Here is a 26982-nt window from a genome sequence, read left to right as displayed (position 1 = left end):
GAGCTCCACCGGTGAAGAACTCGCTGACGTTCACCCCGTTATTCCTCGCAATCGCAGCAACGATCACCCCTCTTGCCCACGCGGCAGACACTGCACCCGCCGACGGTTTCGTCGAGGGTTCGCACCTCACGATCAACACCCGCAACTACTACATGAACCGCGACCGCCGCGACATTCACACCGATGACAGCAAAGAGTGGGGCCAGGGCTTTATCGGCACCTTCGAGTCCGGCTACACCCAGGGCGCAGTCGGTTTCGGCCTGGACCTCAACGCCATGCTCGGCCTCAAGCTCGACGGCGGTGGCGGCACGGACGGCTCCAGCATCCTTCCGTACGGCAGCGGCAACGGCAAGGCGCCCGGTGCGTTCTCCACCGCTGGCGGCACCCTGAAAATGCGTGCGTTCGACACCGAGTTGAAGGCCGGCGACCTGTTCCTCAACAACCCGGTGATCGCCGGCGGCATGACGCGCATGCTGCCCCAGACGTTTCGCGGTGTGAGCCTGAGCAACCACAGCCTCGACGGCTGGATGTTCGAAGGCGGCCAGGCCAGCTTTACCAAGCTCTACAATCAGAGCGGCCACCGGCGCATCGGCACCAGCTACGGCGCGTTGCCGGCCAACGCCGACAGCCAGCACCTGAACTGGGCCGGTGTATCGTTCAGCGCGATCCCGGGGCTGACCAGCAACCTGTACGCCGCCGAACTCAAGGACGTATGGCACCAGTACTACTACGACCTTGAATACACCTACGCACTGAACGACCTGGTCAGCCTGACCCCCGGCCTGCACTACTACCACACCCAGGACACCGGCCAGGCGCTGCTCGGCGATATCGACAACAACACCTACAGCCTGCATGTCACCGTAGGCGTGGGCAACCACAGCGTCACCGCCGCGTATCAGCGGGTCAACGGCAACACGCCGTTCGACTACATCACCCAGGGCGACAGCGTGTACCTGGACAACTCCCAGCAATATTCGGACTTCAACGGCCCCAACGAGCGTTCGTGGAAGCTCAAGTACGCCTACGATTTTGCCGGTGTCGGCCTGCCGGGCCTGACGTCCGCCGTGTCCTATATCAGCGGCAAGACCGACCTGACGCGCGTTGACCCGAACAGCCGCGGCTACGGCAGCTGGTACAGCGCCGATGGCAAGAACGCCAGGCACTGGGAGCGGGACATCGACTTGAAGTACGTGGTGCAAGGCGGCAAGGCCAAAGACCTGGCGGTGCGCCTGCAATGGGCGACCAACCGAGGTGGCAATGGCTATTCGGCGGTGGATCGGGATGTGGATGAGTATCGGGTGATCGTGGACTATCCGATCAACGTGTTCTGATCACGATCGTGCTGACGATTAAGATCCAATGTGGGAGGGGGCTTGCCCCCGATAGCGGTGGGCCAGTCAACATATCATTTGCTGACACTCTGCTATCGGGGGCAAGCCCCCTCCCACATTTGGTTCTGCGCCATATTCCAGAGTTGCTACTACGCTAAGGGCATCTCAACGCAGAAGTACGCCCGATGAGCCCAAGCCCTGCCCGCCCTACCCGCCGCCCGGAGCGCTTGTTGATCCTGGGCAGCACCCTCACGGTATTGCTGATCGTGGGTATCGTCACCGCTCTGTTGATTCGTGAACACGCCAACACCTTGCAGACCGCCAAGCGCACCGCCAATACCATCACCCAATTGATCGACGCCGATGTGCTACGCAACGTCGAGCTGTATGACATGGCCCTCGAAGGCCTGATCGCCGCGACCGCGCGCAACGACCTGCAGGGCCTACCGGCAAGCATCCGGCACCTGGTGCTGTTCGACCGCTCCAACGCAGCGCCGTACAAGGGCGACATCCTGCTGCTGGATCCAAGCGGCGAGGTGATTGCCGACTCTTCCCTGCTCACACCCAAGACTGGCAACTTCGCCGACCGCGACTATTTCCAGGTCCACCGTGGCAACTCCGATATCGGGTTGTATATCAGTCGACCGTTCATGGCCCGCTGTGAATGCGAAGACCCATGGCGCATTGCGTTCAGCCGCCGGGTTTCTTCAGCGCACGGAGGCTTTCAAGGGGTGGCGGTCGCCTCCATGCGCCTTTCATACTTCCACCAACTGTTCAGCAGCCTGAATATCGGCGCCGGCAGCACCATCAATCTGCTCAACCATCACGGTATCCTGCTGGCCCAGGAGCCCTTGCTGGAAGTGAATATGATCAACAAGGACCTGAGTTCGCGGCCCAATGTGGCACGCATGCTACGCGAGCGGGACGGTAATTTTCGCAGCGTCTCCAGTGTCGATCATCAGGGGCGGCTCTACAGTTTCTCCAGCGTGGGCAATTTGCCGTTGATCGTCGCGGTGGCCCTGGCCAGCGATGAAGTATTCGCGCCCTGGCGACGCGCAGCGTGGTTGGTCAGCCTCGCAACGGGGGTGTTATGCATTGGCCTGTTATGGCTGACCTGGGCGCTGTGCAAGGAGCTGCGACGGCGCCACGGGGTCGAGCAGGTGCTGTCAGAACTGGCAGGGACCGATGCCCTTACCGGTCTGGCCAACCGCCGCACCCTGGACGAGCGCCTGCGCCTGGAATGGGACCGAGCACAACGCTCGACCGAACCGCTGACGGTGCTGATGATCGACGTCGACCACTTCAAGGCGTTTAACGACCGCCATGGGCATCATGGTGGCGATGAGGCTCTGCGAAACGTGGCCCAGGTGATCGGTAGCAATATTCGCCGGCCGGCCGACTTGGCGGCGCGTTACGGCGGGGAGGAGTTTGCGGTAGTACTGCCGCACACCGACGCCAAGGGCGCCTGGGTGATTGCCGAGCATATCCGCAGTGGCGTCGAGTATTTGCCAAGGAGGGCGGGAGACGAACAATCGGTCACCGTGAGCATCGGCATGAGCACCTGGACCAAGCGCAGCCGTGTGTCGTTAGAAGCACTGCTGTTGAGCGCGGACCAGGCGTTGTACGAAGCCAAGCATACGGGGCGTAATCGGATTGTGGACAGCGCTTTGCTGTAACACCGCAACCCGCACGTATCAATCGAGCCAGGGTGCATGCATCCCGACACGGCGCCCCGCATGGCGTTAAGGATAGGCGTTATGCCTTGTCATCCTTCCTCACGGCGGCCTCCATATAGTTATTCGAGAAAAAGTGCCTGGCGACTTTTATTTCTGGACGATAGAGGCCGTTAATCAGCTTATTGATTTCCACCTCACCCGTGCAGCTCAGTAGACGATGATTGGTCGTCGGTGAAAGCTTACGCAAATCCCGGATAAGCGATAATCCAATACCGGCCTTCATATCGCCCCCGGAAAAAACCGTTTCAAACGGTTGAAGTGTGCGCTTTGAAAGATTCGCGTATTCAGTACTGTTCAGGCCGTCAATATGCCGATCCAAATTAGGCGTCTTCGCAAAACGCATTTCAACCAGGCTTAACCACGCGGACTCCTTGAAGGCAGTCGCGTCAAAATCAAATCGGTACGTCGTGCCGCCAAACCGACTACTAGGTTTCTTCGGCTCACTGCCTGCCTCCAAGGCAAAGAACACAAAATCATCATTGCCCAACAGTTTTATATCTTCCTGAGGTGAGTTTTCAGTATTAAAAATAATATGACGATCAATAAGTTTCTGCCGCGAAAACAATGCAACGCTGTCATCGTCGCGCTTAACCGGCGCGGCTGTACTATGTGTCGCATACAGCGGCACTTTGAAGAAATTCTGCAGAAAACTACTCTCTTGTGCGGACAACCCACCGAGCTCTTTACGCAACGTATGAAGGTTGCTTCTGGAGAGGTCATCAATGTGACTCTTCTCCGTACCCGCCGCCGTGGCCTTCCAGATCGCTCCGTTGTGAATCATTCGCTCACGGCATTTGCCACTGATAAACCCCCGAAACGCCTTCACAATTTGTCGCGCCGCGACATCCTCGTGAATTCCGGAGCCTTTACCCGATGAACCGGGCAATGATGCGCTTAACGAGCCATTGACATCACCGGCGGTGACACGGCGTTCTATACCGCTGCTTTCCCCACTGCGTGATGCCTGCCCTTCGGCGAAAACTGGCAGGTTATTGGGGACATTGGTCGGGCTGATACTAGGCATAGTGACCTCTGCTCAGGCAGTTGAAAGACGTCTGCGCGACGGATGGCAAGCTGACGGGCACCTGCTGCGATCTCGAGGAAAACTGGTGAAAACATTCCAGCACCCATTCAATCAATGCATTCAGGTTACTACCGAGCAGTGACAGCGACAGTTCGTCGTTAGCGATGTGCTTCATCGCAACCAGGGCTTCTGACGCAGCGCTGAACCCGATAACAGCTGTGTTTTCATGCAAGTACTTAAACTGGTATTCGAGAAGAAACTTGTGCCAGTCTTCGATTTGCGCACGGTTTTTCGACGGGTCCGAGAGTTCACACAGAAGCGTCATACTCTTTCTGGCGCGATTATCATAAAGCGCCAATCTGAGACCCTCCACGCGCAGCTGACAAACACGTGAAGTATCAAACATGAGTCCGGGTAATCCGAGCATCATCCCAAACGCCTGTAAAATGCCGTCTTGCTTATTCATATTCGGACACTCCGGGCATAGCCGTTGAAGTCAAACTGAACACTCTTTCCAGCAGAAAAATCATCAACATAACTATTACTCCGAAACTCGAAAAAATTTCAATCCAGAGCATCCATGCGGCCAACCACGTACGTTGTTACATTACTCAGGTCTCAGACGTGAAGAAAACCGACTAACTATTGCAAGAAGATTCTGTGCATTCCTTCTGGAACTGATCTGCTCGCCGGGCCACCCATATTGCCAGACCCGATATTCATGCAGGCCGAACAATCACGAGGTCGTTAGATTCAAGCCAAAAAAAAGGCCACCCGAAGGCAGCCTTTAAAAACTAAAGAAAGAGAGTTGTTACTTACACCGCCGCAACGGGACGCATGTAAGAGATCGGTGCGGTGCTGGCATCTTCGAAGGTCACGACTTCCCAAGCGTCTGTCTGCTCAATCAACTTGCGCAGCAGCTGGTTGTTAAGGGCGTGGCCCGACTTGAAGCCTTTGAACTCGCCTATCAGGCTATTGCCCAGCAGGTAGAGGTCACCGATTGCATCGAGGATCTTGTGCTTGACGAATTCGTCTTCGTAGCGAAGGCCGTCTTCGTTCAGTACACCATCCGCGTCGACCACAATGGCGTTTTCAACGCTGCCGCCGAGTGCGAGGTTGTGCTTGCGCAGGTACTCGATGTCACTCATGAAACCAAAGGTACGGGCGCGGCTGACTTCTTTTACGAACGAAGTGCTGGAAAAATCCACGCTTGCACTTTGGGTGCGGTCACGGAATACCGGGTGATCGAAATCGATCTCAAAGCTCACTTTAAAGCCTTCGAACGGGACGAAGGTGGCGCGCTTGTCGCCGTCTTCCACTGTCACTTCCCGCAGAATGCGAATGAACTTCTTGGCTGCGTCCTGTTCTTCCAGGCCGGCAGATTGAATCAGGAATACGAAGGGACCAGCGCTGCCATCCATGATCGGGACTTCGGACGCGGAGAGCTCGACGTAGGCGTTATCGATGCCCAGGCCAGCCATGGCCGAGAGCAAGTGCTCCACCGTATCCACTTTGACGTCACCGTTGACCAGTGTGGTCGACATCGTGGTTTCGCCAACGTTTTCCGCGCGAGCAGGAATCTGCACCACAGGGTCCAGGTCGGCACGCACAAACACGATGCCGGTGTCGACAGGTGCAGGCTTGAGGGTCAGGTATACCTTCTCCCCGGAGTGCAGACCTACACCTGTGGCACGAATAATATTCTTCAGGGTGCGTTGTTTAATCATGGCTTGGACCGCTTCAGCGCAAATTGCGAACTGGTATCAACAAAGGCTGGCGATAATAGCAGACCAGACCTTTGCTGAACACCAATCACCTTCATAGCCCTGATACATTCCATTAATCGGCCTGACGACGCAGGAATGCCGGGATATCCAGGTAGTCCAGATCGTCTTGCGGATTCGGGCTACGGGACGCCGCAGCACCGGCCTGAGCCTGGTTGCGCATCACGGTCGGACGGTCCAGGTCACGGTAGTTCACCGACGGCAATTCCTGGCGCGAAGGCGCTGGAGCAGCAGTCGACTGGCTGGCGTGGCTGGCCTGGCTGTTGTGCAGGGTGTTGTCGATGACCTTTACAGGCTTCTCGATTTTCGCACCCAGGCCGGTCGCAACCACGGTTACGTGCAGCTCGTCGCGCATGTCCGGATCGATAACGGTACCGACCTTGACCATGGCATGCTCGGAAGCGAAGGCTTCGATGATGCTACCCACGTCGGAGTACTCACCCAGGGACAGGTCAGGGCCGGCGGTGATATTCACCAGGATGCCGCGTGCACCCTGCAGGTTCACGTCTTCGAGCAGCGGGTTGCGGATGGCCGCTTCGGTGGCTTCGCGTGCACGGTTCGGACCGCTGGCGCAGCCGGTGCCCATCATCGCCATGCCCATTTCGCTCATGACGGTACGTACGTCGGCAAAGTCGACGTTGATCATGCCTGGGCGCTTGATGATGTCGGAGATACCGCGAACGGCACCGGCCAGTACATCGTCAGCCTTGGCGAACGCGGACAGCAGGCTTGCGTCCTTGCCCAGGATGGTCAGCAGTTTCTCGTTGGGGATGGTGATCAACGAGTCGACGCTTTCAGACAGCAGACGGATACCTTCGTCGGCGATCTGCATACGCTTGCGGCCTTCGAACGGGAACGGACGGGTCACGACAGCGACGGTCAGGATCCCCATTTCCTTGGCCACTTCGGCAATGATCGGCGCTGCACCGGTACCGGTACCGCCGCCCATGCCGGTGGTGATGAACACCATGTTGGTGCCTTGCAGCACTTCGGCAATACGCTCGCGGTCTTCCAGGGCAGCTTGACGGCCGACTTCCGGATTGGCGCCAGCGCCGAGGCCCTTGGTCACGGCTGTGCCCAATTGCAGGATGGTCCGCGCGCCGATGCTTTTCAGCGCCTGGGCATCAGTGTTGGCGCAGATGAATTCAACGCCTTCAATGTTGCTCTTGACCATATGGTTGACAGCGTTGCCGCCGCCACCGCCGACACCGATTACTTTGATAACCGGGCTAGCGGGGATGTTGTCTACGAGTTCAAACATGTTCCCTCTCCTTTCGTTTTCTCTAGTTTTTTCGCCTACTGCTTTACTGCAGCTCCAAGTTGCAAGCTATTAGCTGCAAGCCTGAAGCGTGTTACTTGAAACCTAAAATTCGCCGCTCGAAGCTTGAAGCTTGAAGCTTGAAGCTTGAAGCTTGAAGCTAACTTCGTCAGAAGTTCCCCTTGACCCACGCCTGCAGCCGCTCGAACAACGGCGCTTTGGCTTCGTCATCACTGCGGTAGCTGTCGCGGATACTCGGGCCCGACAGGGAAATGCCGTCGGTCTGCTTTTGCAGCCCGTACAACAGCAAGCCCACACCGGTGGAATAAATCGGGTTGCGCACAACGTCGCCCAGGCCCTTGACGCCATGGGGCACGCCCAGGCGCACCGGCATGTGGAAGATTTCCTCGGCCAGTTCGACCGCGCCTTCCATCTTCGAGGTACCACCGGTCAGCACAATGCCGGCCGGGATCAAATCTTCGTAGCCGCTGCGGCGCAGCTCGGCCTGGATCAGGGTGAACAGCTCGTCGTAACGCGGTTCGACCACTTCGGCCAGGGCCTGGCGCGACAGTTCGCGCGGCGGACGGTCGCCGACGCTCGGCACCTTGATGGTTTCACCGGCACCGGCCAGCTTGGCCAGGGCGCAGGCGTAGCGGATCTTGATTTCTTCGGCGTACTGGGTCGGTGTACGCAACGCCATGGCGATGTCGTTGGTGACCTGGTCGCCGGCGATCGGGATCACGGCGGTGTGACGGATCGCACCCTCGGTGAAGATCGCGATGTCGGTGGTGCCGCCGCCGATGTCCACCAGACACACGCCGAGTTCTTTTTCGTCGTCGGTCAGTACCGAATACGCGGACGCCAACTGCTCAAGAATGATGTCGTCAATTTCCAGGCCACAGCGGCGCACGCATTTTTCGATGTTCTGTGCCGCGTTGACGGCGCAGGTCACCACGTGGACCTTGGCTTCCAGGCGCACGCCCGACATGCCCAGCGGCTCGCGCACGCCTTCCTGGTTATCGATCACGTAGTCCTGCGGCAAGGTATGCAGCACGCGCTGGTCAGCCGGGATCGCCACGGCCTGGGCGGCGTCGAGGACGCGCTCGAGGTCGGCCGCGCTGACCTCACGGTCGCGGATCGCCACGATGCCGTGGGAGTTCAGGCTGCGGATATGGTTGCCGGCCACGCCGACGAACGCCGAGTGAATCCGGCAACCGGCCATCAGCTGCGCTTCTTCGATGGCGCGCTGGATCGATTGCACGGTGGACTCGATGTTCACCACCACGCCCTTCTTCAGGCCCCGGGACGGATGCGTGCCAATACCGACGATTTCGATCGTGCCGTCTTCACCGACCTCGCCGACCAGCGCCACCACCTTGGAGGTGCCGATATCGAGACCGACGATCATTTTGCCGCTTTGCACGTTTGCCATGGGTCCTGCCTCTTCTTAATTCTTCGCGACAGCGGGTTGTGCTGCCGTGGGCGCCGCCGGTACACGCCAACCGACGGCCAGGCCGTTGGCGTAACGCAGGTCGACGCTCGCAATGTTCGTGATCTGTTCTTTCAAGGTTTTTTCATAGATGGCAATAAAGCGGCGCATCTTTTCCACCAAGCGGTCGCGTCCCAGCAACAACTCGATGCCCGGGCCGGAACTGCCTGCCCCGGTCGTCAGAAACCAGCTGCCCCGCTCACGCAATTCCAGGCGTGCAATGGAGAAGCCCAGTGGCCGCAGCATCTGGCTCAAGGCCTGGTACTGCTGCATCACTTGCTGCTGCGCCCGCTGCGGCCCGAACAGCTGCGGCAGGTGCTCATAGTTCGCCACTTCACGCGGCGCAAACGCCTGGCCCTGGTTGTTCAACAGTGCCCCGTCGCCCCAACGGGCCACGGGCAGTTGCTCTTCCAAGCGGATCGTCACCTGGTCCGGCCATACGCGGCGGACTTCGGCGTGGGCGATCCACGGCATCTGTTCCAGCTCGGCGCGCATGCCGGCCAGGTCGATGGTGAAGAAGCTCGCCGCCAGGAACGGGCTGATGCGCTGCTGCACCGCTTGCTGGCTGATGTAGCTCAAGTCGCCCTGCACGCTGATCTTGGTGATCGGCCGGTCGGCATACGGCAACAGGCGCTGCGCGCCCTCGTAGGTGCCGAAGCCCAGCACCACCAGCAACACCGGCCAGAACAGCGCTTTGACGAAACCAAAGTTGGCTTTGGGCAGGCGCGCCGACATCGGCTCTTTGGCCACCATGCGGCTGGCACCCCGTGGCACCGGCTTGCGGCTCGGTGCTTGTGGGGGCTGATGACGAAGCGATGCGCCTTTCATGTCTTAGCCTCTTGGCTCGATGCTGGCGGCCAGGATCGCCAGCACCAACTGCTGGAAATCCAGGCCGGCGGCACGGGCGGCCATAGGGACCAGGCTGTGGTCGGTCATGCCCGGTGCGGTGTTGACTTCCAGGAACCAGAAATTGCCCTGGTCATCCTGCATCACGTCTGCCCGCGCCCAACCGGCGATACCCAGCGCCTCACAGGCTTTCGCCGTGAGGTCCATCAACTGTTGTTCCTTGGTTGCGTCAAGACCGCAGGGAATCCGGTACTGGGTATCGGAAGCCACGTACTTGGCGTCGTAATCGTAAAAAGTGTGGGGCGTGCCCAATGCGATGGGCGGCAATACCTGGCCACGCAGGGTGGCGATGGTGTACTCGGGACCCTGGATCCACTGTTCCACCATCACTTGCGAATCGTAGGTGCTTGCCGCTTTCCATGCGTCGATCAATTCGGCGGCCGAGTTCACTTTGGCCATGCCGATACTGGAGCCTTCATGGGCTGGTTTGACGATCAAAGGCAGGCCCAGTTCCTTGGCCGCAGAAATACAATCGTCTTCGCTGCACAGCACGGCGTGACGCGGGGTCGGAATCCCCAGGCTGTGCCACACCTGCTTGGTGCGCAATTTGTCCATGGCCAGCGCCGAGGCCAGCACGCCGCTGCCGGTGTAAGGGATGCCGGCGCATTCAAGCAGGCCCTGCATGCTGCCGTCTTCACCGCCACGGCCATGCAGAATGATGAAGGCGCGGTCGATCTTTTCGGCCAGCAGACGCGCGAGGAAGTCATCGCCCACGTCGATGCCGAAGGCGTTCACACCCGCGCCTTGCAGGGCTTCAAGCACGGCATTGCCAGACTTGAGCGACACTTCGCGCTCGGCGCTCTTGCCGCCGAACAGCACCGCGACGCGACCGAAGTCGGCCGGCGCGACCGTGGAGAACAGGGAGGCGTAATCAGTGATCATTTCGACTTCCCCTTCCCGGCGGCAAACAGCGGGCTGGCCAGCAATTTAGGCGCAAGACCACCGATATCACCGGCACCCTGGCACAGCAGGATGTCGCCGGCGCGCAGCAGCGGCTTGACGATCGGCGCCAGGTCCACGCCACGCTCGATGTAGATCGGGTCCAATTGCCCGCGCTGACGGATGCTGTTGCACAGCTTGCGGCTGTCGGCGCCCGGGATCGGTTCTTCACCGGCCGGGTAGACCTCCATCAGCAGCAGCACGTTGGCATCGGCCAATACATTGACGAAGTCGTCGTACAGGTCGCGGGTACGGCTGTAGCGGTGCGGCTGGTAGACCATCACCAGGCGGCGCTCCGGCCAGCCACCGCGCACGGCCTTGATCACGGCGGCGACTTCGGTCGGGTGGTGACCGTAGTCGTCCACCAGCATCACGTCACCGCCTTCGACCGGCAGGTGGCCGTAGACCTGGAAGCGCCGGCCGACACCGGCAAAGCGCGACAGGCCTTCGACAATGGCTTCATCGCTGACGCCCTCGTCGGTGGCAATGCAGATGGTCGCCAGGGAGTTCAGTACGTTGTGGTTGCCGGGCATATTCACCGAGACATCCAGCGGCTCGCGGTCCGGGCGCAGCACGGTGAAGAAGGTCTGCATGCCTTGCTGGCGTACGTTGATCGCGCGTACGTCGGCGTCTTCGCTGAAGCCGTAGGTCACGGTCGGGCGCTTGACCTGCGGCAGGATTTCGCGCACCACCGGGTCGTCCAGGCACACCACCGCCAACCCGTAGAACGGCAGGTTGTGCAGGAAGTCGACGAAGGTTTTCTTCAACTTGTTGAAGTCACCGTCGTAGGTCGCCATGTGGTCTTCGTCGATGTTGGTGACGACGGCGACCAGCGGTTGCAGATGCAGGAAGCTCGCATCGCTTTCATCGGCTTCGGCGATCAGGTAGCGGCTGGTGCCGAGCTGGGCATTGGTGCCGGCTGCATTCAGGCGGCCACCGATGACGAAGGTCGGGTCCAGGCCGCCGGCGGCGAACACCGAGGCGATCAGGCTGGTGGTGGTGGTCTTGCCGTGAGTACCGGCGACGGCGATGCCGTGGCGGTAGCGCATCAGCTCGGCGAGCATCTCGGCGCGCGGCACCACGGGGATACGGCGCTCGAGGGCGGTGGCCACTTCCGGGTTGGAGGTGTTCACAGCACTGGACACCACCAGGACATCAGCCTCGGCGGCGTTCTCGGCACGGTGGCCGATAAAGATCTGCGCGCCAAAGGACTTCAGGCGCTCGGTGACCGGCGACTCTTTCAAATCAGAGCCGGACACCTGATAGCCCAGGTTCAGCAATACTTCGGCAATGCCGCACATGCCCACGCCGCCGATACCGACGAAGTGGATGCGACGGATGCGGCGCATTTCCGGTTGCGGCATGGCTTTCTGATTCTCAACCATGGGCCACCTCCAGGCAGATATCGACCACTTTTCGGGTTGCGTCTGGTTTGGCCAGGCGGCTTGCGGTGCTCGCCATGCTATTGAGTCGTTCCGGTTGCATCAAAACCTCGGTCAGGCGTGCGGCCAAATCGGCGGCGCCAGTCGTTCTTTGCGGCAGCAGGAAGGCAGCGCCCTCCCCGGCCAAATATTCGGCGTTGCGGGTCTGGTGATCGTCGATTGCATGGGGCAGAGGCACCAGCAACGACGGCAGACCGGCGGCGGCCAGTTCACTGACGGTCAGCGCACCAGCGCGACAGACCACCAGGTCGGCCCAGCCATAGGCTTGGGCCATGTCTTTGATGAAGGGCTGTACATTCGCCTCGACACCGGCTTCGCGATAGCGCGTGGCGGTGACTTCATCGTGGTGCTTGCCGGCCTGATGGAAGATTTCCGGGCGCAGCGCTTCAGGGAGTTGCGCAACGGCTTCGGGCAGCAATTTGTTCAGTGGCTCGGCGCCCAGGCTTCCACCGAGGATCAGCAGATGTGCCTTGCGCCCGGCCAGCGCCTCACGGGCAAAAATGTCCATGAACAGCTCGGCACGCACCGGGTTACCGGTGGTGCGGCGTTTGTCCGAAGCCGCGAAGGTGTTCGGGAATGCTTCACATACCCGCGCGGCCAGGGGCACCAGCAAGCGGTTGGCAGTACCGGCGACGGCGTTCTGTTCGTGCACGATCACCGGCACACCGGCGAGTTTTGCCGCCACCCCACCAGGGCCGGTCACATAACCGCCAAAGCCGAGCACACACACAGGCTTCAACTGACGAATGATTTTTCGCGCCTGCATGACCGCCTTGAGCAACACGAACGGCGCCTTGAGCAGGGACAATTTGCTCTTGCCACGCAAGCCGGTGACGTTGATCAGGTGCAGCGGCAAACCGGCATTCGGCACCAGCTCGTTCTCGATACCGCGCGGCGTGCCCAACCAGTGCACGCTGTAGCCACGGCTCTGGAATTCGCGCGCGCAGGCCAGGGCCGGGAACACATGGCCCCCGGTGCCGCCAGCCATGATCAGCACGTTAGCGCCCATGAGTCGGCTCCTCGGCGAAGTCGCTTTCGCTGAACTCCATCTCTTCGCTGCCCAGGTGCGTGCGACTCTCCCACTCGATGCGCAGCAACAAGCCCAGGCAAGCGCAGCAAATCACCAGCGAACTGCCGCCGTAACTGAGGAACGGCAGGGTCAGGCCCTTGGTCGGCAACAAGCCGACATTCACGCCGATATTGATCAGGAACTGGCCGATCCACAGGAACGACAAGCCGTACGCCACATAAGCGGCGAAATACTGTTTGGCTTTCTCGGCCCACAAGCCGATGTACATGCCGCGCACGCACACGAACACGAACAGCGCGACGGTGCACAGCGAACCGACCACGCCCAGTTCCTCGGCGAGTACCGAGAACACGAAGTCGGTGTGCGCTTCCGGCAGGTAGAACTGCTTCTGCACGCTGTTGCCCAGGCCCACGCCCAGCCACTCGCCGCGCCCGAAAGCGATCAACGCCTGGGTCAACTGGTAGCCGGAACCGAACTGGTCGGACCACGGGTCGGTAAAGGTAATCAGGCGCGCCATCCGGTAGGGTTGCGCCTGCACCAGGATCGTCACGGCCGCGACAGCCAGCACCACCATCAAGGTGAAGCGGAACAGGCCGACACCGCCGAGGAACAGCATCGCAGCCGCGGCGCCCATCATCACCACGGTGGCACCGAAGTCGGGCTCCATCAGCAGCAGGCCGGCCATGGGCAGCAGCACGATGAACGGCTTGAAGAAGCCCATCCAGCTTTCGCGCACTTCTTTCTGACGGCGTACCAGGTAGCCGGCCAGGTAAATCACCACGAACACCTTGGCGATTTCCGACGGCTGCACGTTGAACGCACCGAAGCCGATCCAGCGCATCGAACCGTTCACCTCGCGACCGATGCCGGGCAGGATCACCATGACCAGCAAACCGAACGCACCGATCAGCATCAGCCAACCCAGGCGCTGCCAGGTGGCGATCGGAATCATCATGGTGACGATGCAGGCGCCGAGGCCGATCACCAGGTACACCAGGTGACGGATCATCATGTACAGGGTATTGCCCGACTGCACGGCGGCCACTTCGGAAGACGCCGAGGTGATCATCACCAGGCCCAGGCCGAGCAGCGCCAGGCAACCGGCGAGCATTGGGAAGTCAAGGTCGATGCCGCGCCCGGTGATGATCGGCGACGGGTACGGCTTGATGATGTTCTTCAGGTTGAGGCTCATGCCAAAGCCTCCACGGCGCGGGCGAACAGCTGGCCGCGCTCTTCATAGTTCTTGAACATGTCGAAACTGGCGCAGGCCGGCGACAGCAGCACCGCATCACCCGGCTGGGCCAGGGCCTTGCACCGGGCAATCGCGTCATCCAGGGAAGTGGCGCGCACGTGCGGCACGGCGTCACCCAGGGCGGCGGCGATCAGGTCCGAATCGCGGCCCATCAGCACCACGGCGCGGCAATGCGCAGCCACCGGGCCTTTAAGGTCCTTGAAGTCGGCACCCTTGCCGTCGCCACCGGCAATCAGCACCAGCTTGCCGTCGATATCGGCACCCAGGCCTTCGATGGCCGCCAGGGCAGCGCCGACGTTGGTGGCCTTGGAATCGTTGTAATAGCTGACGCCATCGAGGTCGCGCACCCACTGGCAGCGATGCTCAAGGCCGGCGAACGTGCGCAGGCTGGCGAGCATGGCGTCGAATGGCAGGCCAACCGCGTGGCCGAGGGCCAGGGCTGCCAACGCATTGGATTGGTTATGGGCGCCACGGATTTTCAGTTCGCGCACCGGCATCAGGTTCTGGAATTCGAAGGCCAGGTACTTCTCGCCGTTCTCTTCGCGAATGCCAAACCCCTTGAAGTCGGGTTTGCCCAGGCCGAAGGTCCAGCACGGCATGCCCTCGCCTATCAGTGGACGGCTCAGGGCATCCTGGCGGTTGACCACAAATTGCCTGGCTCCCCGGAAGATCCGGTGCTTGGCCAGGTGATAAGCCGGCAGACCACTGTAGCGGTCCATATGGTCTTCGCTGACGTTCAACACGGTCGCCACTTCGGCGCCCAGATCGTGAGTGGTTTCCAGCTGGAAGCTCGACAACTCCATCACGTACAGCTCGACGTCATCGCTGAGCAGGTCCAGCGCAGGCATCCCCAGATTGCCGCCCACCGCCACGCGCTTGCCGGCAGCCGCCGCCATCTCGCCGACCAGGGTGGTCACGGTGCTTTTCGCGTTGGAACCGCTGATGGCCACGATCGGCGCCTTGGCGTTACGCGCAAACAGGTCGATATCGCCCGACAGCTTCACGCCGCGCGCCGCAGCGGCTTGCAGGGCCGGTGTGGCCAATGCCAGGCCGGGGCTCACGTAGAGCTCATCGGCGCGGCACAGAAATTCGACATCCAACTCGCCACAACGCACTTCCACGTGCGGGTAGTCACGGCGCAGCGTGACCAGCTCCGGTGGATTTTCCCGCGTATCGGCCACGGCGAACGACGTGCCCCGGTTCGCCAGGAAGCGAACCAGGGACATGCCGCTCTTGCCGAGGCCGACAACGATGCGGAAGTGGTCTGAAGCGATCAGGGACACTCGTTTCTACCTCAGTTTCAGGGTGGCAAGGCCGACCAGTACCAGAATCACGGTGATGATCCAGAAGCGGACGATCACGCGTGGCTCGGGCCAGCCCTTGAGTTCAAAGTGGTGGTGAATCGGCGCCATGCGAAATACGCGGCGCCCGGTCAACTTGAAGGAAGCCACCTGGATGACCACCGACAGGGTTTCCATCACGAACACACCGCCCATGATGAACAGCACGATTTCCTGGCGCACGATCACCGCGATGGTGCCCAGTGCCGCGCCCAGCGCCAGAGCGCCGACGTCGCCCATGAACACCTGCGCCGGGTAGGTGTTGAACCACAGGAACCCCAGGCCGGCGCCGATCAGCGCGCCGCAGAATACGATCAGCTCACCCGCGCCCGGTACATAGGGAATCAGCAGGTATTCAGCGAATTTCACGTTACCCGACAGGTAGCAGAAGATGCCGAGGGCACCGCCCACCATCACCGTCGGCATGATCGCCAGGCCGTCGAGGCCGTCGGTCAGGTTCACCGCGTTGCTGGAGCCGACAATCACGAAATAGGTCAGCACCACGAAGCCGATGCCCAGTGGAATGCTGGCGTCCTTGAGCATCGGGATGATCAAGGTGGTCTCCACGGCGCTTGGCGCGGTGGTGTACAGGAAGATCGCCGCCGCCAGGCCGAATACCGATTGCCAGAAGTACTTCCAGCGGCTTGGCAGGCCCTTGGAGTTTTTCTCGATCACTTTACGGTAGTCATCCACCCAGCCGATGGCGCCGAACAGCAGGGTCACCAGCAGCACCACCCACACATAGCGGTTATGCAGGTCAGCCCAGAGCAAGGTGCTCACACCGATGGACGACAGGATCAACGCACCGCCCATGGTCGGGGTGCCGGACTTGGACAGGTGCGACTGCGGGCCGTCATTGCGAACCGATTGACCAATTTGCAGGTTCTGCAGGGTGCGGATCATCCACGGTCCCAGGAACAGCGACAAACACAGCGCGGTCAGCACACCCAGGATCCCACGCAGGGTCAGGTACTGGAAGACCGCGAAGCCTTTGTGGAACTGTTGCAGATACTCAGCCAGCAGCAGCAGCATTAATGTTTCTCCGTACTTGAGCCACACAAGGCTGCGACGACGTTTTCCATCACCGCGCTGCGCGATCCCTTGATCAAAATGGTTGTGTGTGTGTCGTGCTCGGCCGCAGCCAACGCCTGGATCAATTCGGCCTGGGTCGCGAAATGTCGCGCGCCGGAGCCGAAGGCGTTTACCGCGTGGGCCATGTTCGGGCCGACCGCGTAGAGCGCGTCGACTTTACCGGCGGCATAGGCGCCGACTTCGCGGTGGCCTTGCTCGGCCCAATCGCCCAGTTCGCCGATATCGCCAAGCACCAGCACTGTGCGTCCATCGAAGCCGTTGAGCAGATCCACGGCGGCATTGATGGAAGACGGGTTGGCGTTGTAGGTGTCATCGATCACGCGCATGCCATTACTGGCCAATTGCGCCACGGTGCGCCCCTTGACCGGCTGCACCGCGCCCAGGCCTGTGGCGATGCCGAACAGCGACACACCCAGGGCGTGAGCCGCAGCGGCGGCGGCCAGCGCGTTGGCGACGTTATGGTTGCCCAGCAGGTTCAGTTGCACATGCTCATTGCCTTGCGGGGTATGCAAGGTGAAGGACGGGCAACCCCGCGCATCGACAGTAATCGTGGAGGCGTGGAAATCGGCCGCGGCGTTCAGCACGGCAAACGTCAGCACCTTGCGACCGGCGGCACGTGCACGCCAGGTCTCGAACGCCTTGTCATCCAGATTCAATACAGCGGTGCCCGAAGCGTCGAGGCCTTGAAGAATTTCACCCTTGGCTTCGACGATTTTTTCCGGGCCGCCGAACTCACCGACGTGGGCGGTACCGGCGTTGTTGATAATCGCGACGTGGGGCTTGGTCAGCGCCACGGTGTAGGCAATCTCGCCGATGCGTGAAGCGCCCAGCTCGATCACCGCCGCCGTGTGTTCCGGGGCCAGTTCGAGCAGGGTCAGCGGTGCGCCGAAATCATTGTTCAGGTTGCCACGGGTAGCGAGCACCGGCCCGCGCGTGCGCAGTACACCGGCCAACAGCTCTTTGACGGTGGTCTTGCCACTGGAACCGGTGACGGCGGCAACCGGCTTGTCGAAAGCGGCGCGATTCAGCGCGCCCAGTTGGCCCAGGGCCAGGCGCGTATCGGCGACCAGCAACTGCGGCAAGGTGGCGTGCGCCACTTCGCGTTGCACCAGGGCACCCACAGCGCCTTTGGCGGCGACTTCGTTGAGGTAGTCGTGGCCATCGAAGCGCGGGCCTGCGAGGGCGACGAACAACTGGCCCGGCTTGATGTTGCGGCTGTCGATACTGACGCCGTTGAACGTGCAATCGCTGGACAGCACACGGGCGGACAACGCCTGGGCCAGTTCGCTGAATGTCATCGCCTTAAGCATGGGCGACCTCCCAGGCAGTCAAGGCGCGATCCGCCTCGACCAGATCGGAAAAGGCATGGCGCTCGCCGTTGATTTCCTGGTAATCCTCATGCCCCTTGCCGGCCAGCACGACCACATCATCCGCGCTGGCGCTGGCGATCAATTGAGCGATGGCTGCACCGCGACCCGCCACGAAGGTGACGTTGGCAGTGTTTTTGAAGCCCTCGCGGATATCGTCGAAAATTCGCCCCGGGTCTTCGCTGCGCGGGTTGTCGTCGGTCACCAGCACGCCGTCAGCCAGGCGCTCGACAATCTCGGCCATCAACGGGCGCTTGCCGCGATCGCGGTCGCCGCCGCAGCCGAACAGGCACAACAGCTTGCCCTTGGCATGCGGGCGCAGCGCCAGCAGGATTTTTTCCAGTGCATCAGGGGTGTGAGCGTAGTCGACCACCACCAGCGGTTGCGTACCGCCACCCAGGCGCTGCATGCGACCGGCCGGGCCTTCCAGCTTCGGCAGGACCTTGAGGATTTCGTCGAGGGCGTAATCCAGGCCGAGCAGCGCGCCGATAGCGGCGAGCACGTTGCTCAGGTTGAAGCGACCGAGCAAGGTACTGCGCAAATGGTGTTCGCCCTGAGGCGTGACCAACGTTGCGCGCACGCCTTCGTCATTGAATCGAGCCTCACGGCAATACAGGTAAGCGCTGGAATCTTCCAGGCTGTAGCTGATCAGGCGCGCTTCGCTGTCTTCGGCAGCCAGCTGGCGGCCGAACGCGTCGTCGAGGTTGACCACCCGACACTTCAGATCATTCCAGGCGAACAGCTTGGCCTTGGCGGCGGCGTACGCCTCCATGGTGCCGTGGTAGTCCAGATGATCCCGGGACAGGTTGGTCATCACGGCCACGTCAAACGCCAACGCCGTGACGCGACCCTGGTCCAGACCATGGGAGGAGACTTCCATGGCAACCGCCCTGGCACCGGCCTTTTTCAGGTCGGCCAGGGTCGCTTGCACGGCAATCGGATTCGGCGTGGTGTGCAGGCCGCTTTGCAATGCCCCATAAAAGCCGGTGCCCAGGGTACCGACGATGCCGCAATGCTGACCCAGCAGGTCCAGCGCCTGGGCGACCAGCTGAGTCACGCTGGTCTTGCCGTTGGTGCCGGTCACGCCCACCAGGTTGAGGTGGCGGCTCGGCTCGCCATAGAAGCGCCCGGCAATGTCGGACAGTTGGGCAGCCAGGTTCTTCACCGGAATCAACGGCACATCGGTGATTGGCAGCACGGTGGCGCCGTCCACTTCATAAGCCACGGCGGCGGCGCCACGCTGCAGGGCATCGGCGATATGCGCACGGCCATCGAATTTGCCACCGGGCACCGCCAGGAACAAGTCACCGGCGCGTACAGTACGGCTGTCCAGGCTCAACTCGCGGATCAACAGATCGCGGCCGGCATGGGCAAAAATCTTGTTCAGGCTAAGAGACATCAGCCGCGCCCTCCATTGGCTTTTACGGCGGCTACCGGCGGTGCGGCGTTCGCCTGCTGGGTCGGCGGCAGATTGTCCGGCGTGATATTCATCAGGCGCAGGGTGCCGGACATCACTTTGCTGAACACCGGCGCCGAGACCAGGCCACCGAAGTAACCGGCTTTGCTCGGTTCATCGATCACCACGACGATGGCGTAGCGTGGGTCGCTCATCGGGCCGAAACCGGCGAACAGCGAGCGATAGGAATTTTCCGCATAACCCTTGGTGCCGACCGATGTTTTACGCGCAGTACCTGACTTGCCGGCCACGTGATAGGCCGGCACCTGGGCGCGGAATACGCCACGCGGCGCCTCGATCACTTGTTGCAGCATGCCTTGCATGGTCTTGGCGACTTTTTCCGGAATTACCTGGGTGGCTTTCGGCGCTTCGTCGACATGGATCAGGCTCAGCGGAACCATGCGGCCGTTATTGGCCAATACAGAGAAAGCATGGGCCAGCTGGATCGCGGTCACCGACAAGCCGTAGCCGTAAGACAGCGTGGCGGTCTCGGCTTTTTTCCAGTCGCGGTAGTTCGGCAGGTTACCTACGCGCTCACCGGGGAAGTCGAGCCCGGTGGGTTGACCCAGGCCGATTTTTTGCGCCAGGTGGTAGATGGTTTCGCCGCCGATATCGAAGGCGACCTTACTCATGCCTACGTTACTGGAGTTGATCAGGATGCCTGTCAGATCCAGCACCGGGCCCTCGGTGCGAGACACGTCACGAATGGTGTACTTGCCCAACTGCAGCGTACCTGGATACACCTCGACCTTGTCGCTGGGCTTCCAGCGTCCGGTTTCCAGGGCGGCACTCATGGAGATGGCTTTCATGGTCGAACCGGGCTCGAACACGTCGATCATGGCGCGGTTGCGCATCATCGCCGGTTGCAGGTTGCGACGGTTGTTCGGGTTGTACGTCGGCTGGTTGACCATGGCGAGGATCTCGCCGGTCTTCACGTCCATGATCACCAGGCTGCCGGCTTTGGCGCCGTTCTCGATGATCGCGTTACGCAGTTCGCGGTTGGCCAGGTATTGCAGGCGCAAGTCAATCGACAACGCCAAGGGCTTACCGGCCTTGGCGTTTTTGGTGACCTGTACATCCTTGATCAGTCTGCCGCGCCGATCCTTGATGACCTGGCGCTTGCCGGGCACCCCGGCCAGCCATTCGTCATAGGCCAGCTCGACACCTTCGCGGCCATGGTCATCGATATCGGTAAAACCGACCATGTGCGCAGTGGTTTCCCCGGCCGGGTAGAAACGACGAAATTCCTCGATGCCATAGACGCCGGGAATTTTAAGGTCGAGCACTTGCTGACCCTGCTCAGGGGTGAGCCCGCGAACCAGGTAGATGAATTCTTTATTGGCCTGGGCTTCCAGGCGCTCGGTCAGCGCTTTGCGGTCCTGCCCCAGGGCCGCGGCGAGTTCGGGCCACTTGTCCTTGGCAACCTGCAATTCCTTGGCGTTGGCCCACAGGGTGGTCACCGGCGTGCTCACGGCCAGGGGCTCGCCGTTACGGTCAGTGATCAGGCCACGGTGCGCGGGAATCGGAATATGTCGCAAGCTACGGGCATCGCCCTGGCCGATCAGGAAGTCACGGTCGACGACCTGCAGGTCGAAGATCCGCCAGACGATCGCGCCCACCATCAATGCCAGCAAGCCGAGCATCAGGCGGAAGCGCCATGGATAGAGTGCGCCCTCGAGCTTCATCATGGCGCCACCATGCGAACGTCGGCAGCGCCCGGAATATGCATCTTCAGCTGTTCGGTGGCCAGCACTTCGATACGGCTATGGGCCGTCCAGGTGCTCTGCTCCAGGATCAACCGACCCCATTCCGCCTGCGCCTTGTCGCGCACGCTCAACTCCCCATAGAGGGTATTGAGCAACTGACGATTCCAATGCGCGCTGTAGGACACCGCAATCGCGGACACCAGCACGCCGACAAACAGCAGCAACATAAAGAAGCTGCCGCCCGGCAGGGGTTTGGCGAAAAGCTTGCTCACCGCAACTTCTCCGCGACGCGCATGACGGCGCTACGGGAACGTGGGTTGGCCTTGAGTTCGGCTTCGGAGGCGAACTGCGCTTTGCCATGGATTTTGATTTTCGGCACAAAGGCTTCGAAACGCACCGGCAGATTGCGCGGCAGGTTGTCCGATTCGCCCTTGACCAGGCGACGCATGAACAGTTTGACAATGCGGTCTTCCAGGGAATGGAAGCTGATCACCACCAGGCGACCGCCCACTTCCAGCGCCTCGAGGGCAGCCTCGAGGCCGGCCTCCAGATCGCCCAATTCGTTGTTGACATGAATGCGCAAGCCCTGGAACGCACGGGTCGCCGGGTTCTTGCCCTTCTCCCATGCCGGGTTGGCGACCTTCAGCACTTCGGCCAGGTCAGCGGTGCGTTCGAATGGCTGGATCTCGCGGCGCTCGACCACGGCGCGGGCCATGCGGCCGGCGAAACGCTCTTCACCGTATTCCTTGAACACCCGGGCGATTTCTTCCACTGGCGCGGTGGCGATGAACTGCGCGGCGCTGACGCCACGCGTCGGATCCATGCGCATGTCGAGGGGACCGTCGTTCATGAAGCTGAAGCCGCGCTCCGGGTCATCGAGCTGCGGCGAAGACACGCCCAGGTCGAGCAGAACCCCGGCCACCTTGCCCGCCATGCCGCGCTCGGCGACTTCGGCGCCAAGCTCCGCAAAGCTGCGCTGCACAACGACAAAGCGGCCGTCTTCGGCCGCTAGCGCTTGCCCGGTGGCAATCGCTTGAGGGTCTTTGTCGAACCCGAGGAGTTTACCGTTGGGCCCGAGCTGGCTGAGTATCAACCGACTGTGCCCGCCCCTGCCGAAGGTGCCATCCAGATAGCAGCCATCTGCGCGTACGGCGAGAGCCTCAACGGCTTCGTCAAGCAGTACGGTGATGTGGTTAAAGCCGCTATCAATAGTCACAGGATCAAATCACGCAGTTCATCAGGCATGGCGCCCGGTTGTTGAATAGCAGCCAGGTCAGCTGCAGAAACAGCATCCCAGGCATCTTCGTCCCACAATTGGAACTTGTTCAGTTGGCCTACCAGCATGGCGCGCTTGTCGAGCCTGGCGTATTCGCGCAAACGCGGAGGTACCAGGAAGCGACCGCTGCCATCGAGTTCAAGGTCGACGGCATTACCGATCAGCAAACGCTGGAGGCGGCGGTTTTCTTCACGCAATGAAGGCAGCGCACGCAACTTGGTTTCGATCAACTCCCACTCGTCGAGGGGGTAAACACATAAACAAGGGTCAACAGCGTCAATCGTGATGATTAACTGCCCTGAACTTCGCGAAATGAGCTCGTCACGATACCGGCTCGGCATGGCGAGACGGCCTTTTGCATCGAGACTGATAGCGTTAGCTCCGCGAAACACAGATGCGTTTCTCCAAATTTTAGCGTTTTACGTTCAAAAAACCCACTTTGTGCCACTTTCCGCCACTTGCGCACACTATAGGAATGCGCCCACCACACCGTCAAGGCGCGGATAGCAGGAAAAGCCTTACAGAACGGAGATTTACGAGCGTAAAGAGAGGAGAAACCCGACTTCAGCGTTGTTTTTGACTCAACAAGCGCAGATAACTCAAAGAGCTGAGGCTCAAAGTTAAAGTGATTTATTAAGAGTAAGATTTTTTTGGTATTACGAAGACGCATCTGCCAATGATTTGGCAGGGAGGGATTCTTGCGTTACTACCGGTTTCTGCCCGAGGTTCGGACGGAAGGAAAAAAGGTGGAGAGTCGATCTGTAAGCCGGGTTCTGTCTTGAACAGTCATTCGTCTACGATGGCCATCACTGGACATCTTTAGCAACCTACCCGGTCCCAGCGCGGGCCACGCCTTGGGACCCTATTTGGTCTTGCTCCAAGTGGGGTTTACCTAGCCACGAACTGTTGCCAGTCGTGCGGTGCGCTCTTACCGCACCTTTTCACCCTTACCGGCACCGAAGTGCTTAGGCGGTTATTTTCTGTGGCACTTTCCGTAGGCTCACGCCTCCCAGGCATTACCTGGCACTTCGCCCTATGGAGCCCGGACTTTCCTCCCCCCCCTAATTTTCATAGAGGGCAGCGACTGTCCAATCGACTCTCCGCCGCGCAGGTTAACGGCACCACGGCCTCAGGACAAGTATTAAAAGCGCAGCATTGCCATCACGTTCGGACGAAACACCGGCCCGGCCCCGGAACTATTCGGCTTTCTGTTTATCGAGCGCGGCTTGATACAACACATTCTTGCGCACCCCGGTAATTTCCGCCGCGAGGGCGGCAGCGCGTTTGAGCGGCATTTCCTTGAGCAGCAAATCGAGGATGCGCATGGCTTCGCTGCCGACCGCGTCCTCACTCTCTGGAGCCGTCCAACCGGCCACCAGCACTACGCACTCCCCACGCTGCTGATTGCTGTCGCCTTCAACAAACCCCCGCAGTTCTTCCAGGGGCAGGCCCTTGAGGGTTTCAAAGGTCTTGGTCAACTCACGCGCCAGCAGCGCCAGGCGTGCGCCGCCGAACACCAGCTCCATATCCTGCAGGCATTCCCGGATGCGGTGCGGAGCTTCGTAGAAAATCAGGGTGCGCGGCTCTTCCTTCAACGCCTGGAGACGGGCGCGACGCCCTACCGTCTTGGCGGGCAGGAAGCCTTCGAAGATAAAACGGTCCGACGGCAAGCCGGCTGCAGATAATGCGGCGATCAGCGCGCACGCGCCCGGAACAGGCACTACATTGATACCAGCGGCGCGCGCCTGGCGGACCAGATGGTACCCAGGGTCGGAAATCAGCGGCGTGCCCGCGTCGGAGATCAGCGCAATATCATCACCTGCCAGTAAACGGGTGATAAACCGGCTGCCCTCCTCGCGCTCGTTGTGTTCATGGCAGGCCGCCAGTGGTGTGCTGATTCCAAAATGCTGCATCAACCGTTGGGAGTGCCGCGTGTCTTCCGCCGCGATCAATTTAACCTCGCGCAACACCTTCAATGCCCGGGCACTGATGTCGTCCAGGTTGCCAATGGGCGTCGCCACGACAAAAAGCGAGCCTGCAGTGGAATTCAAAGGACCTGGAGCAGTCAAAACGCACACCTCGATGATTGGCAAAAGCCACATTGTAGCGCGTCGACGCGCTGAAAATATGCCGTCACGGCGGATGTCGTTTCAGCCATTGTTAGCAACTGGCAACAATTGCACGATCTAAATCCACGGTTTCACGCCACGAACATCGCGCCTGAGCCAGTGCTTGGGTACACTTCCACGCTAATTTGATCGGTATCAGGAACACTTACATGATCGCTTGCCTGCGGCTGCTCTCCGCCCTCTGCCTCGCTGCCTTGCTGGCCGCTTGCGCCAGCTCGCCCTCGTCCAGCCTTGGCGACCTGCCACGCACGCCGGACGCCAGTATCGAGCAACTGCTCGAACAGGCCACCTCCGCCAGCACGCCGGAAAAGGCCGCATTGCTGCGCCTGAGTGCGGCTGACCTGGCCTACCGGCAGAACAATCCTGGCCGTTCCTCGCAGATCCTGGCCCAGGTCCCCCTGAATGTTCTGAAGCCGGCCGCGCAAATATTTGCCAGCACCCTGGCGGCGGAACTGGCGATGACCCGCAACCAGCCCAAGGCTGCCTTGACGGCGCTGGACCATCCCAGCCTGCAAAGCCTGAGGGAGCTGCCGGCCGATCAGCAGGTCCGCACCGGCACCGTGCATGCCCGCGCCTATGAAGCCGACGGCCAGACCCTGGCTGCGGCGCGCGAGCGTGTCGCCATGGCGCCTCTGCTCAGCGGTGACGCTGCCAACAGCAACCACGAAGCGATCTGGGCGCTGATTGCCGCACTGCCGGCCGAGCAGCTGCAAGCGACCGGCAACCCGACGCTGGACGGCTGGATCACGCTGGCCCAGGCGGTCAAGGGCGCCGGCACACTGGAACAGCAGCAAACCGCCATCGACACCTGGCGTGCGCGCAACCCGGGCCATCCGGCGGCTGTGCAATTGCCGACGCCGCTGGCCAAACTCAAGGAACTGGCCAGCCAGCCGCTTAACAAGATCGCCCTGCTGCTGCCGCAGGAAGGCGCCCTGGCGTCAGTCGGCAAGGCGTTGCGTGAAGGCTTCATGGCCGCTCACTACCAGGCCGAACAGGCCGGGCAGAAGCCGCCGGTGATTGAGTTTTACGACAGCTCGCGCCTGACGTCCATCGACGACTTCTATGCCAAGGCCCAGGCCGCCGGCGTGCAACTGGTCGTCGGTCCGCTGGAAAAGCCGCTGGTCAAACAGCTCAGTGCTCGCCCGCAGCTACCGATCACCACCCTGGCGCTGAACTACAGCGAAACCGATCAAGGCCCGGCGCAACTGTTCCAGTTCGGCCTGGCAGCTGAAGACGAAGCCCGTGAAGTGTCGCGCCGCGCCCGTGCCGACGGCCTGCACCGCGCCGCCGCCATGGTGCCCCGTGGCGAATGGGGCGAGCGTGTGTACAAAGCGTTCCGTCAGGATTGGGAAGCCAACGGCGGCACCGTCATGGGCGTCGAGTATGTCGATCAGCCGGTAGCGCTGGCCCAGCAGATCGCTGACCTGTTCCAGCTGCGCAAAAGCGAAGGCCGCGCCAAAAGCCTGCAAAGCACCGTCGGCACCGACGTTGCCGCCCAGCCGTCGCGTCGCCAGGACATCGAGTTCATCTTCCTGGCCGTTACCCCGCAACTGGCCCAGCAGATCAAGCCGACCCTGAACTTTCAATACGCCGGTGATGTGCCTGTCTACGCAACGTCCCACGTATTCAGCGCCAGCGGCGACCGCAACCAGTACCTGGACATGACCAACGTGATGTTCTGCGAAACCCCTTGGTTGCTCAACACCACCGACCCGCTGCGCAACCAGGTTGCCGCACAGTGGCCGCAAGCCAATGGCAGCCTGGGCCGCCTCTACGCGATGGGCGTCGATGCCTATCGCCTGGCGCCACGCCTGGGCCAGCTCAAGGCGCTGCCGGACACCCGGGTCGACGGCCTCTCCGGCAACCTGGGCATCGGCGCCAACCAGCGCGTTGACCGCCAGATGCCTTGGGCGAAGTTTGTCGGTGGCGAGATCCAGCGACTGCCGGACACCCCACGCTGATGCCCGAGCGGTCCAGCGCACAAAGCGGCAAGGATGCCGAACACCAAGCGTTGAGCTACCTGCAACAACAGGGTCTGCGCCTTCTGGCGCAGAACTGGTTATGTAAACGCGGTGAGCTTGATCTGGTCATGCTTGACGGCGATACAGTAGTATTCGTCGAAGTCCGCTACAGAAAACACGCACAATGGGGTGGCGCGCTCGCCAGTATCGATGGGCGCAAGCGTCAGAAGCTGATACTCGCCGCGCAGTTTTTCCTGCAAAAAGAGCATCGCTGGGCCAATTCCCCCTGCCGTTTTGATGTGGTTGCCATGGAAAGCACACCGTCGGGCCCTGCTGATCTGAACTGGCTCAAAGATGCCTTCGACAGCTGACTCACCCGGCACCTTCACCACACACTTTTGCTCTTTGCTTTGCGGGCTGCACATTTCCGTGCCAAACAGCCGCGCTAATTAAGGTCACAC

The 26982-nt window shown here is 61.0% G+C and carries 23 protein-coding genes and 1 other RNA gene; 4 read left to right on the top strand and 20 right to left on the bottom strand.

The window, feature by feature from the left end; genetic code table 11:
- The first annotated feature begins 11 nt into the window (after window positions 1-11).
- Together BFQ04_RS16135 and BFQ04_RS16130 are read left to right on the top strand one after the other, a co-directional pair.
- A complete protein-coding gene (locus BFQ04_RS16135; RefSeq protein WP_065951661.1) occupies window positions 12-1334 on the top strand; it encodes an OprD family porin in 1323 nt (440 codons plus the stop codon).
- A 185-nt stretch (window positions 1335-1519) separates the two neighbouring features.
- Window positions 1520-3010, top strand: a complete 1491-nt coding sequence (locus BFQ04_RS16130) for a sensor domain-containing diguanylate cyclase (RefSeq protein ID WP_065951660.1) — start codon at window positions 1520-1522, stop codon at window positions 3008-3010.
- 79 nt (window positions 3011-3089) lie between these two features.
- On the opposite strand, the gene BFQ04_RS16125 is transcribed toward BFQ04_RS16130, so the two are convergent.
- The 20 genes from BFQ04_RS16125 to rsmI form a co-directional block, all read right to left on the bottom strand.
- Window positions 3090-4094 (bottom strand): hypothetical protein, encoded by a 1005-nt coding sequence (locus BFQ04_RS16125; RefSeq protein WP_139111936.1) that lies wholly within the window; start codon window positions 4092-4094, stop codon window positions 3090-3092.
- Window positions 4087-4560, bottom strand: coding sequence for a CesT family type III secretion system chaperone (locus BFQ04_RS16120; RefSeq protein WP_065951658.1), 474 nt, complete (start codon window positions 4558-4560; stop codon window positions 4087-4089). Before BFQ04_RS16120 ends, BFQ04_RS16125 begins: the two co-directional genes overlap by 8 nt.
- Before the next feature lie 349 nt (window positions 4561-4909).
- Window positions 4910-5821: a UDP-3-O-acyl-N-acetylglucosamine deacetylase gene (gene lpxC, locus BFQ04_RS16115; protein ID WP_003171886.1), complete on the bottom strand. Its 912-nt coding sequence runs from the start codon at window positions 5819-5821 to the stop codon at window positions 4910-4912.
- 112 nt (window positions 5822-5933) lie between these two features.
- On the bottom strand, window positions 5934-7139 hold the full coding sequence (gene ftsZ, locus BFQ04_RS16110; protein ID WP_065951657.1) for a cell division protein FtsZ: 1206 nt from the start codon (window positions 7137-7139) through the stop codon (window positions 5934-5936).
- A gap of 166 nt (window positions 7140-7305) precedes the next feature.
- The gene (ftsA, locus tag BFQ04_RS16105; protein WP_057724626.1) at window positions 7306-8568 is read right to left on the bottom strand and encodes a cell division protein FtsA; all 1263 of its coding nucleotides are present in this window, start codon (window positions 8566-8568) and stop codon (window positions 7306-7308) included.
- Between the two features lie 15 nt (window positions 8569-8583).
- A complete protein-coding gene (locus BFQ04_RS16100; RefSeq protein WP_065951656.1) occupies window positions 8584-9453 on the bottom strand; it encodes a cell division protein FtsQ/DivIB in 870 nt (289 codons plus the stop codon).
- Between the two features lie 3 nt (window positions 9454-9456).
- Window positions 9457-10413 carry a D-alanine--D-alanine ligase gene (locus tag BFQ04_RS16095; RefSeq protein ID WP_065951655.1) on the bottom strand — a complete coding sequence of 319 codons (957 nt, stop codon included), beginning with the start codon at window positions 10411-10413 and terminating at the stop codon, window positions 9457-9459.
- Window positions 10410-11855: a UDP-N-acetylmuramate--L-alanine ligase gene (gene murC / locus BFQ04_RS16090; RefSeq protein WP_065951654.1), complete on the bottom strand. Its 1446-nt coding sequence runs from the start codon at window positions 11853-11855 to the stop codon at window positions 10410-10412. Before murC ends, BFQ04_RS16095 begins: the two co-directional genes overlap by 4 nt.
- Window positions 11848-12921: an undecaprenyldiphospho-muramoylpentapeptide beta-N-acetylglucosaminyltransferase gene (gene murG, locus BFQ04_RS16085; protein WP_065951653.1), complete on the bottom strand. Its 1074-nt coding sequence runs from the start codon at window positions 12919-12921 to the stop codon at window positions 11848-11850. The genes murC and murG overlap by 8 nt, the downstream gene beginning before the upstream one ends.
- Window positions 12911-14134, bottom strand: a complete 1224-nt coding sequence (gene ftsW, locus BFQ04_RS16080; protein WP_065885825.1) for a putative lipid II flippase FtsW — start codon at window positions 14132-14134, stop codon at window positions 12911-12913. Before ftsW ends, murG begins: the two co-directional genes overlap by 11 nt.
- Window positions 14131-15477 (bottom strand): UDP-N-acetylmuramoyl-L-alanine--D-glutamate ligase, encoded by a 1347-nt coding sequence (gene murD / locus BFQ04_RS16075; protein ID WP_065951652.1) that lies wholly within the window; start codon window positions 15475-15477, stop codon window positions 14131-14133. The genes ftsW and murD overlap by 4 nt, the downstream gene beginning before the upstream one ends.
- Before the next feature lie 6 nt (window positions 15478-15483).
- Window positions 15484-16566: a phospho-N-acetylmuramoyl-pentapeptide-transferase gene (mraY, locus tag BFQ04_RS16070; RefSeq protein WP_057724619.1), complete on the bottom strand. Its 1083-nt coding sequence runs from the start codon at window positions 16564-16566 to the stop codon at window positions 15484-15486.
- Window positions 16566-17936, bottom strand: a complete 1371-nt coding sequence (gene murF / locus BFQ04_RS16065) for a UDP-N-acetylmuramoyl-tripeptide--D-alanyl-D-alanine ligase (protein WP_065951651.1) — start codon at window positions 17934-17936, stop codon at window positions 16566-16568. Before murF ends, mraY begins: the two co-directional genes overlap by 1 nt.
- Window positions 17929-19392, bottom strand: coding sequence for a UDP-N-acetylmuramoyl-L-alanyl-D-glutamate--2,6-diaminopimelate ligase (locus BFQ04_RS16060; protein ID WP_065951650.1), 1464 nt, complete (start codon window positions 19390-19392; stop codon window positions 17929-17931). Before BFQ04_RS16060 ends, murF begins: the two co-directional genes overlap by 8 nt.
- Window positions 19392-21134, bottom strand: a complete 1743-nt coding sequence (locus BFQ04_RS16055) for a peptidoglycan D,D-transpeptidase FtsI family protein (protein WP_163001703.1) — start codon at window positions 21132-21134, stop codon at window positions 19392-19394. The genes BFQ04_RS16060 and BFQ04_RS16055 overlap by 1 nt, the downstream gene beginning before the upstream one ends.
- Window positions 21134-21427, bottom strand: a complete 294-nt coding sequence (gene ftsL, locus BFQ04_RS16050; protein ID WP_057724615.1) for a cell division protein FtsL — start codon at window positions 21425-21427, stop codon at window positions 21134-21136. Before ftsL ends, BFQ04_RS16055 begins: the two co-directional genes overlap by 1 nt.
- The gene (gene rsmH / locus BFQ04_RS16045) at window positions 21424-22371 is read right to left on the bottom strand and encodes a 16S rRNA (cytosine(1402)-N(4))-methyltransferase RsmH (RefSeq protein WP_065892620.1); all 948 of its coding nucleotides are present in this window, start codon (window positions 22369-22371) and stop codon (window positions 21424-21426) included. Before rsmH ends, ftsL begins: the two co-directional genes overlap by 4 nt.
- Window positions 22368-22823, bottom strand: coding sequence for a division/cell wall cluster transcriptional repressor MraZ (mraZ, locus tag BFQ04_RS16040; RefSeq protein ID WP_004371993.1), 456 nt, complete (start codon window positions 22821-22823; stop codon window positions 22368-22370). Before mraZ ends, rsmH begins: the two co-directional genes overlap by 4 nt.
- A 354-nt stretch (window positions 22824-23177) precedes the next feature.
- An RNA gene (rnpB, locus tag BFQ04_RS16035) (RNase P RNA component class A) lies at window positions 23178-23531 on the bottom strand.
- A gap of 96 nt (window positions 23532-23627) precedes the next feature.
- The gene (gene rsmI / locus BFQ04_RS16030) at window positions 23628-24533 is read right to left on the bottom strand and encodes a 16S rRNA (cytidine(1402)-2'-O)-methyltransferase (RefSeq protein ID WP_175413288.1); all 906 of its coding nucleotides are present in this window, start codon (window positions 24531-24533) and stop codon (window positions 23628-23630) included.
- A 176-nt stretch (window positions 24534-24709) separates the two neighbouring features.
- On the opposite strand from rsmI, the gene BFQ04_RS16025 reads away from it, so the two are divergent.
- On the top strand, window positions 24710-26521 hold the full coding sequence (locus tag BFQ04_RS16025; protein ID WP_065951649.1) for a penicillin-binding protein activator: 1812 nt from the start codon (window positions 24710-24712) through the stop codon (window positions 26519-26521).
- Window positions 26521-26892 carry a YraN family protein gene (locus BFQ04_RS16020; protein WP_065951648.1) on the top strand — a complete coding sequence of 124 codons (372 nt, stop codon included), beginning with the start codon at window positions 26521-26523 and terminating at the stop codon, window positions 26890-26892. Before BFQ04_RS16025 ends, BFQ04_RS16020 begins: the two co-directional genes overlap by 1 nt.
- Window positions 26893-26982: the final 90 nt, after the last annotated feature.

Origin of the sequence: Pseudomonas sp. 37 R 15, from assembly GCF_900004865.1 — a bacterium.
GTDB classification, from domain to species: domain Bacteria; phylum Pseudomonadota; class Gammaproteobacteria; order Pseudomonadales; family Pseudomonadaceae; genus Aquipseudomonas; species Aquipseudomonas fluorescens_AM.
This window is presented reverse-complemented; position numbering and strand designations above follow the sequence as displayed.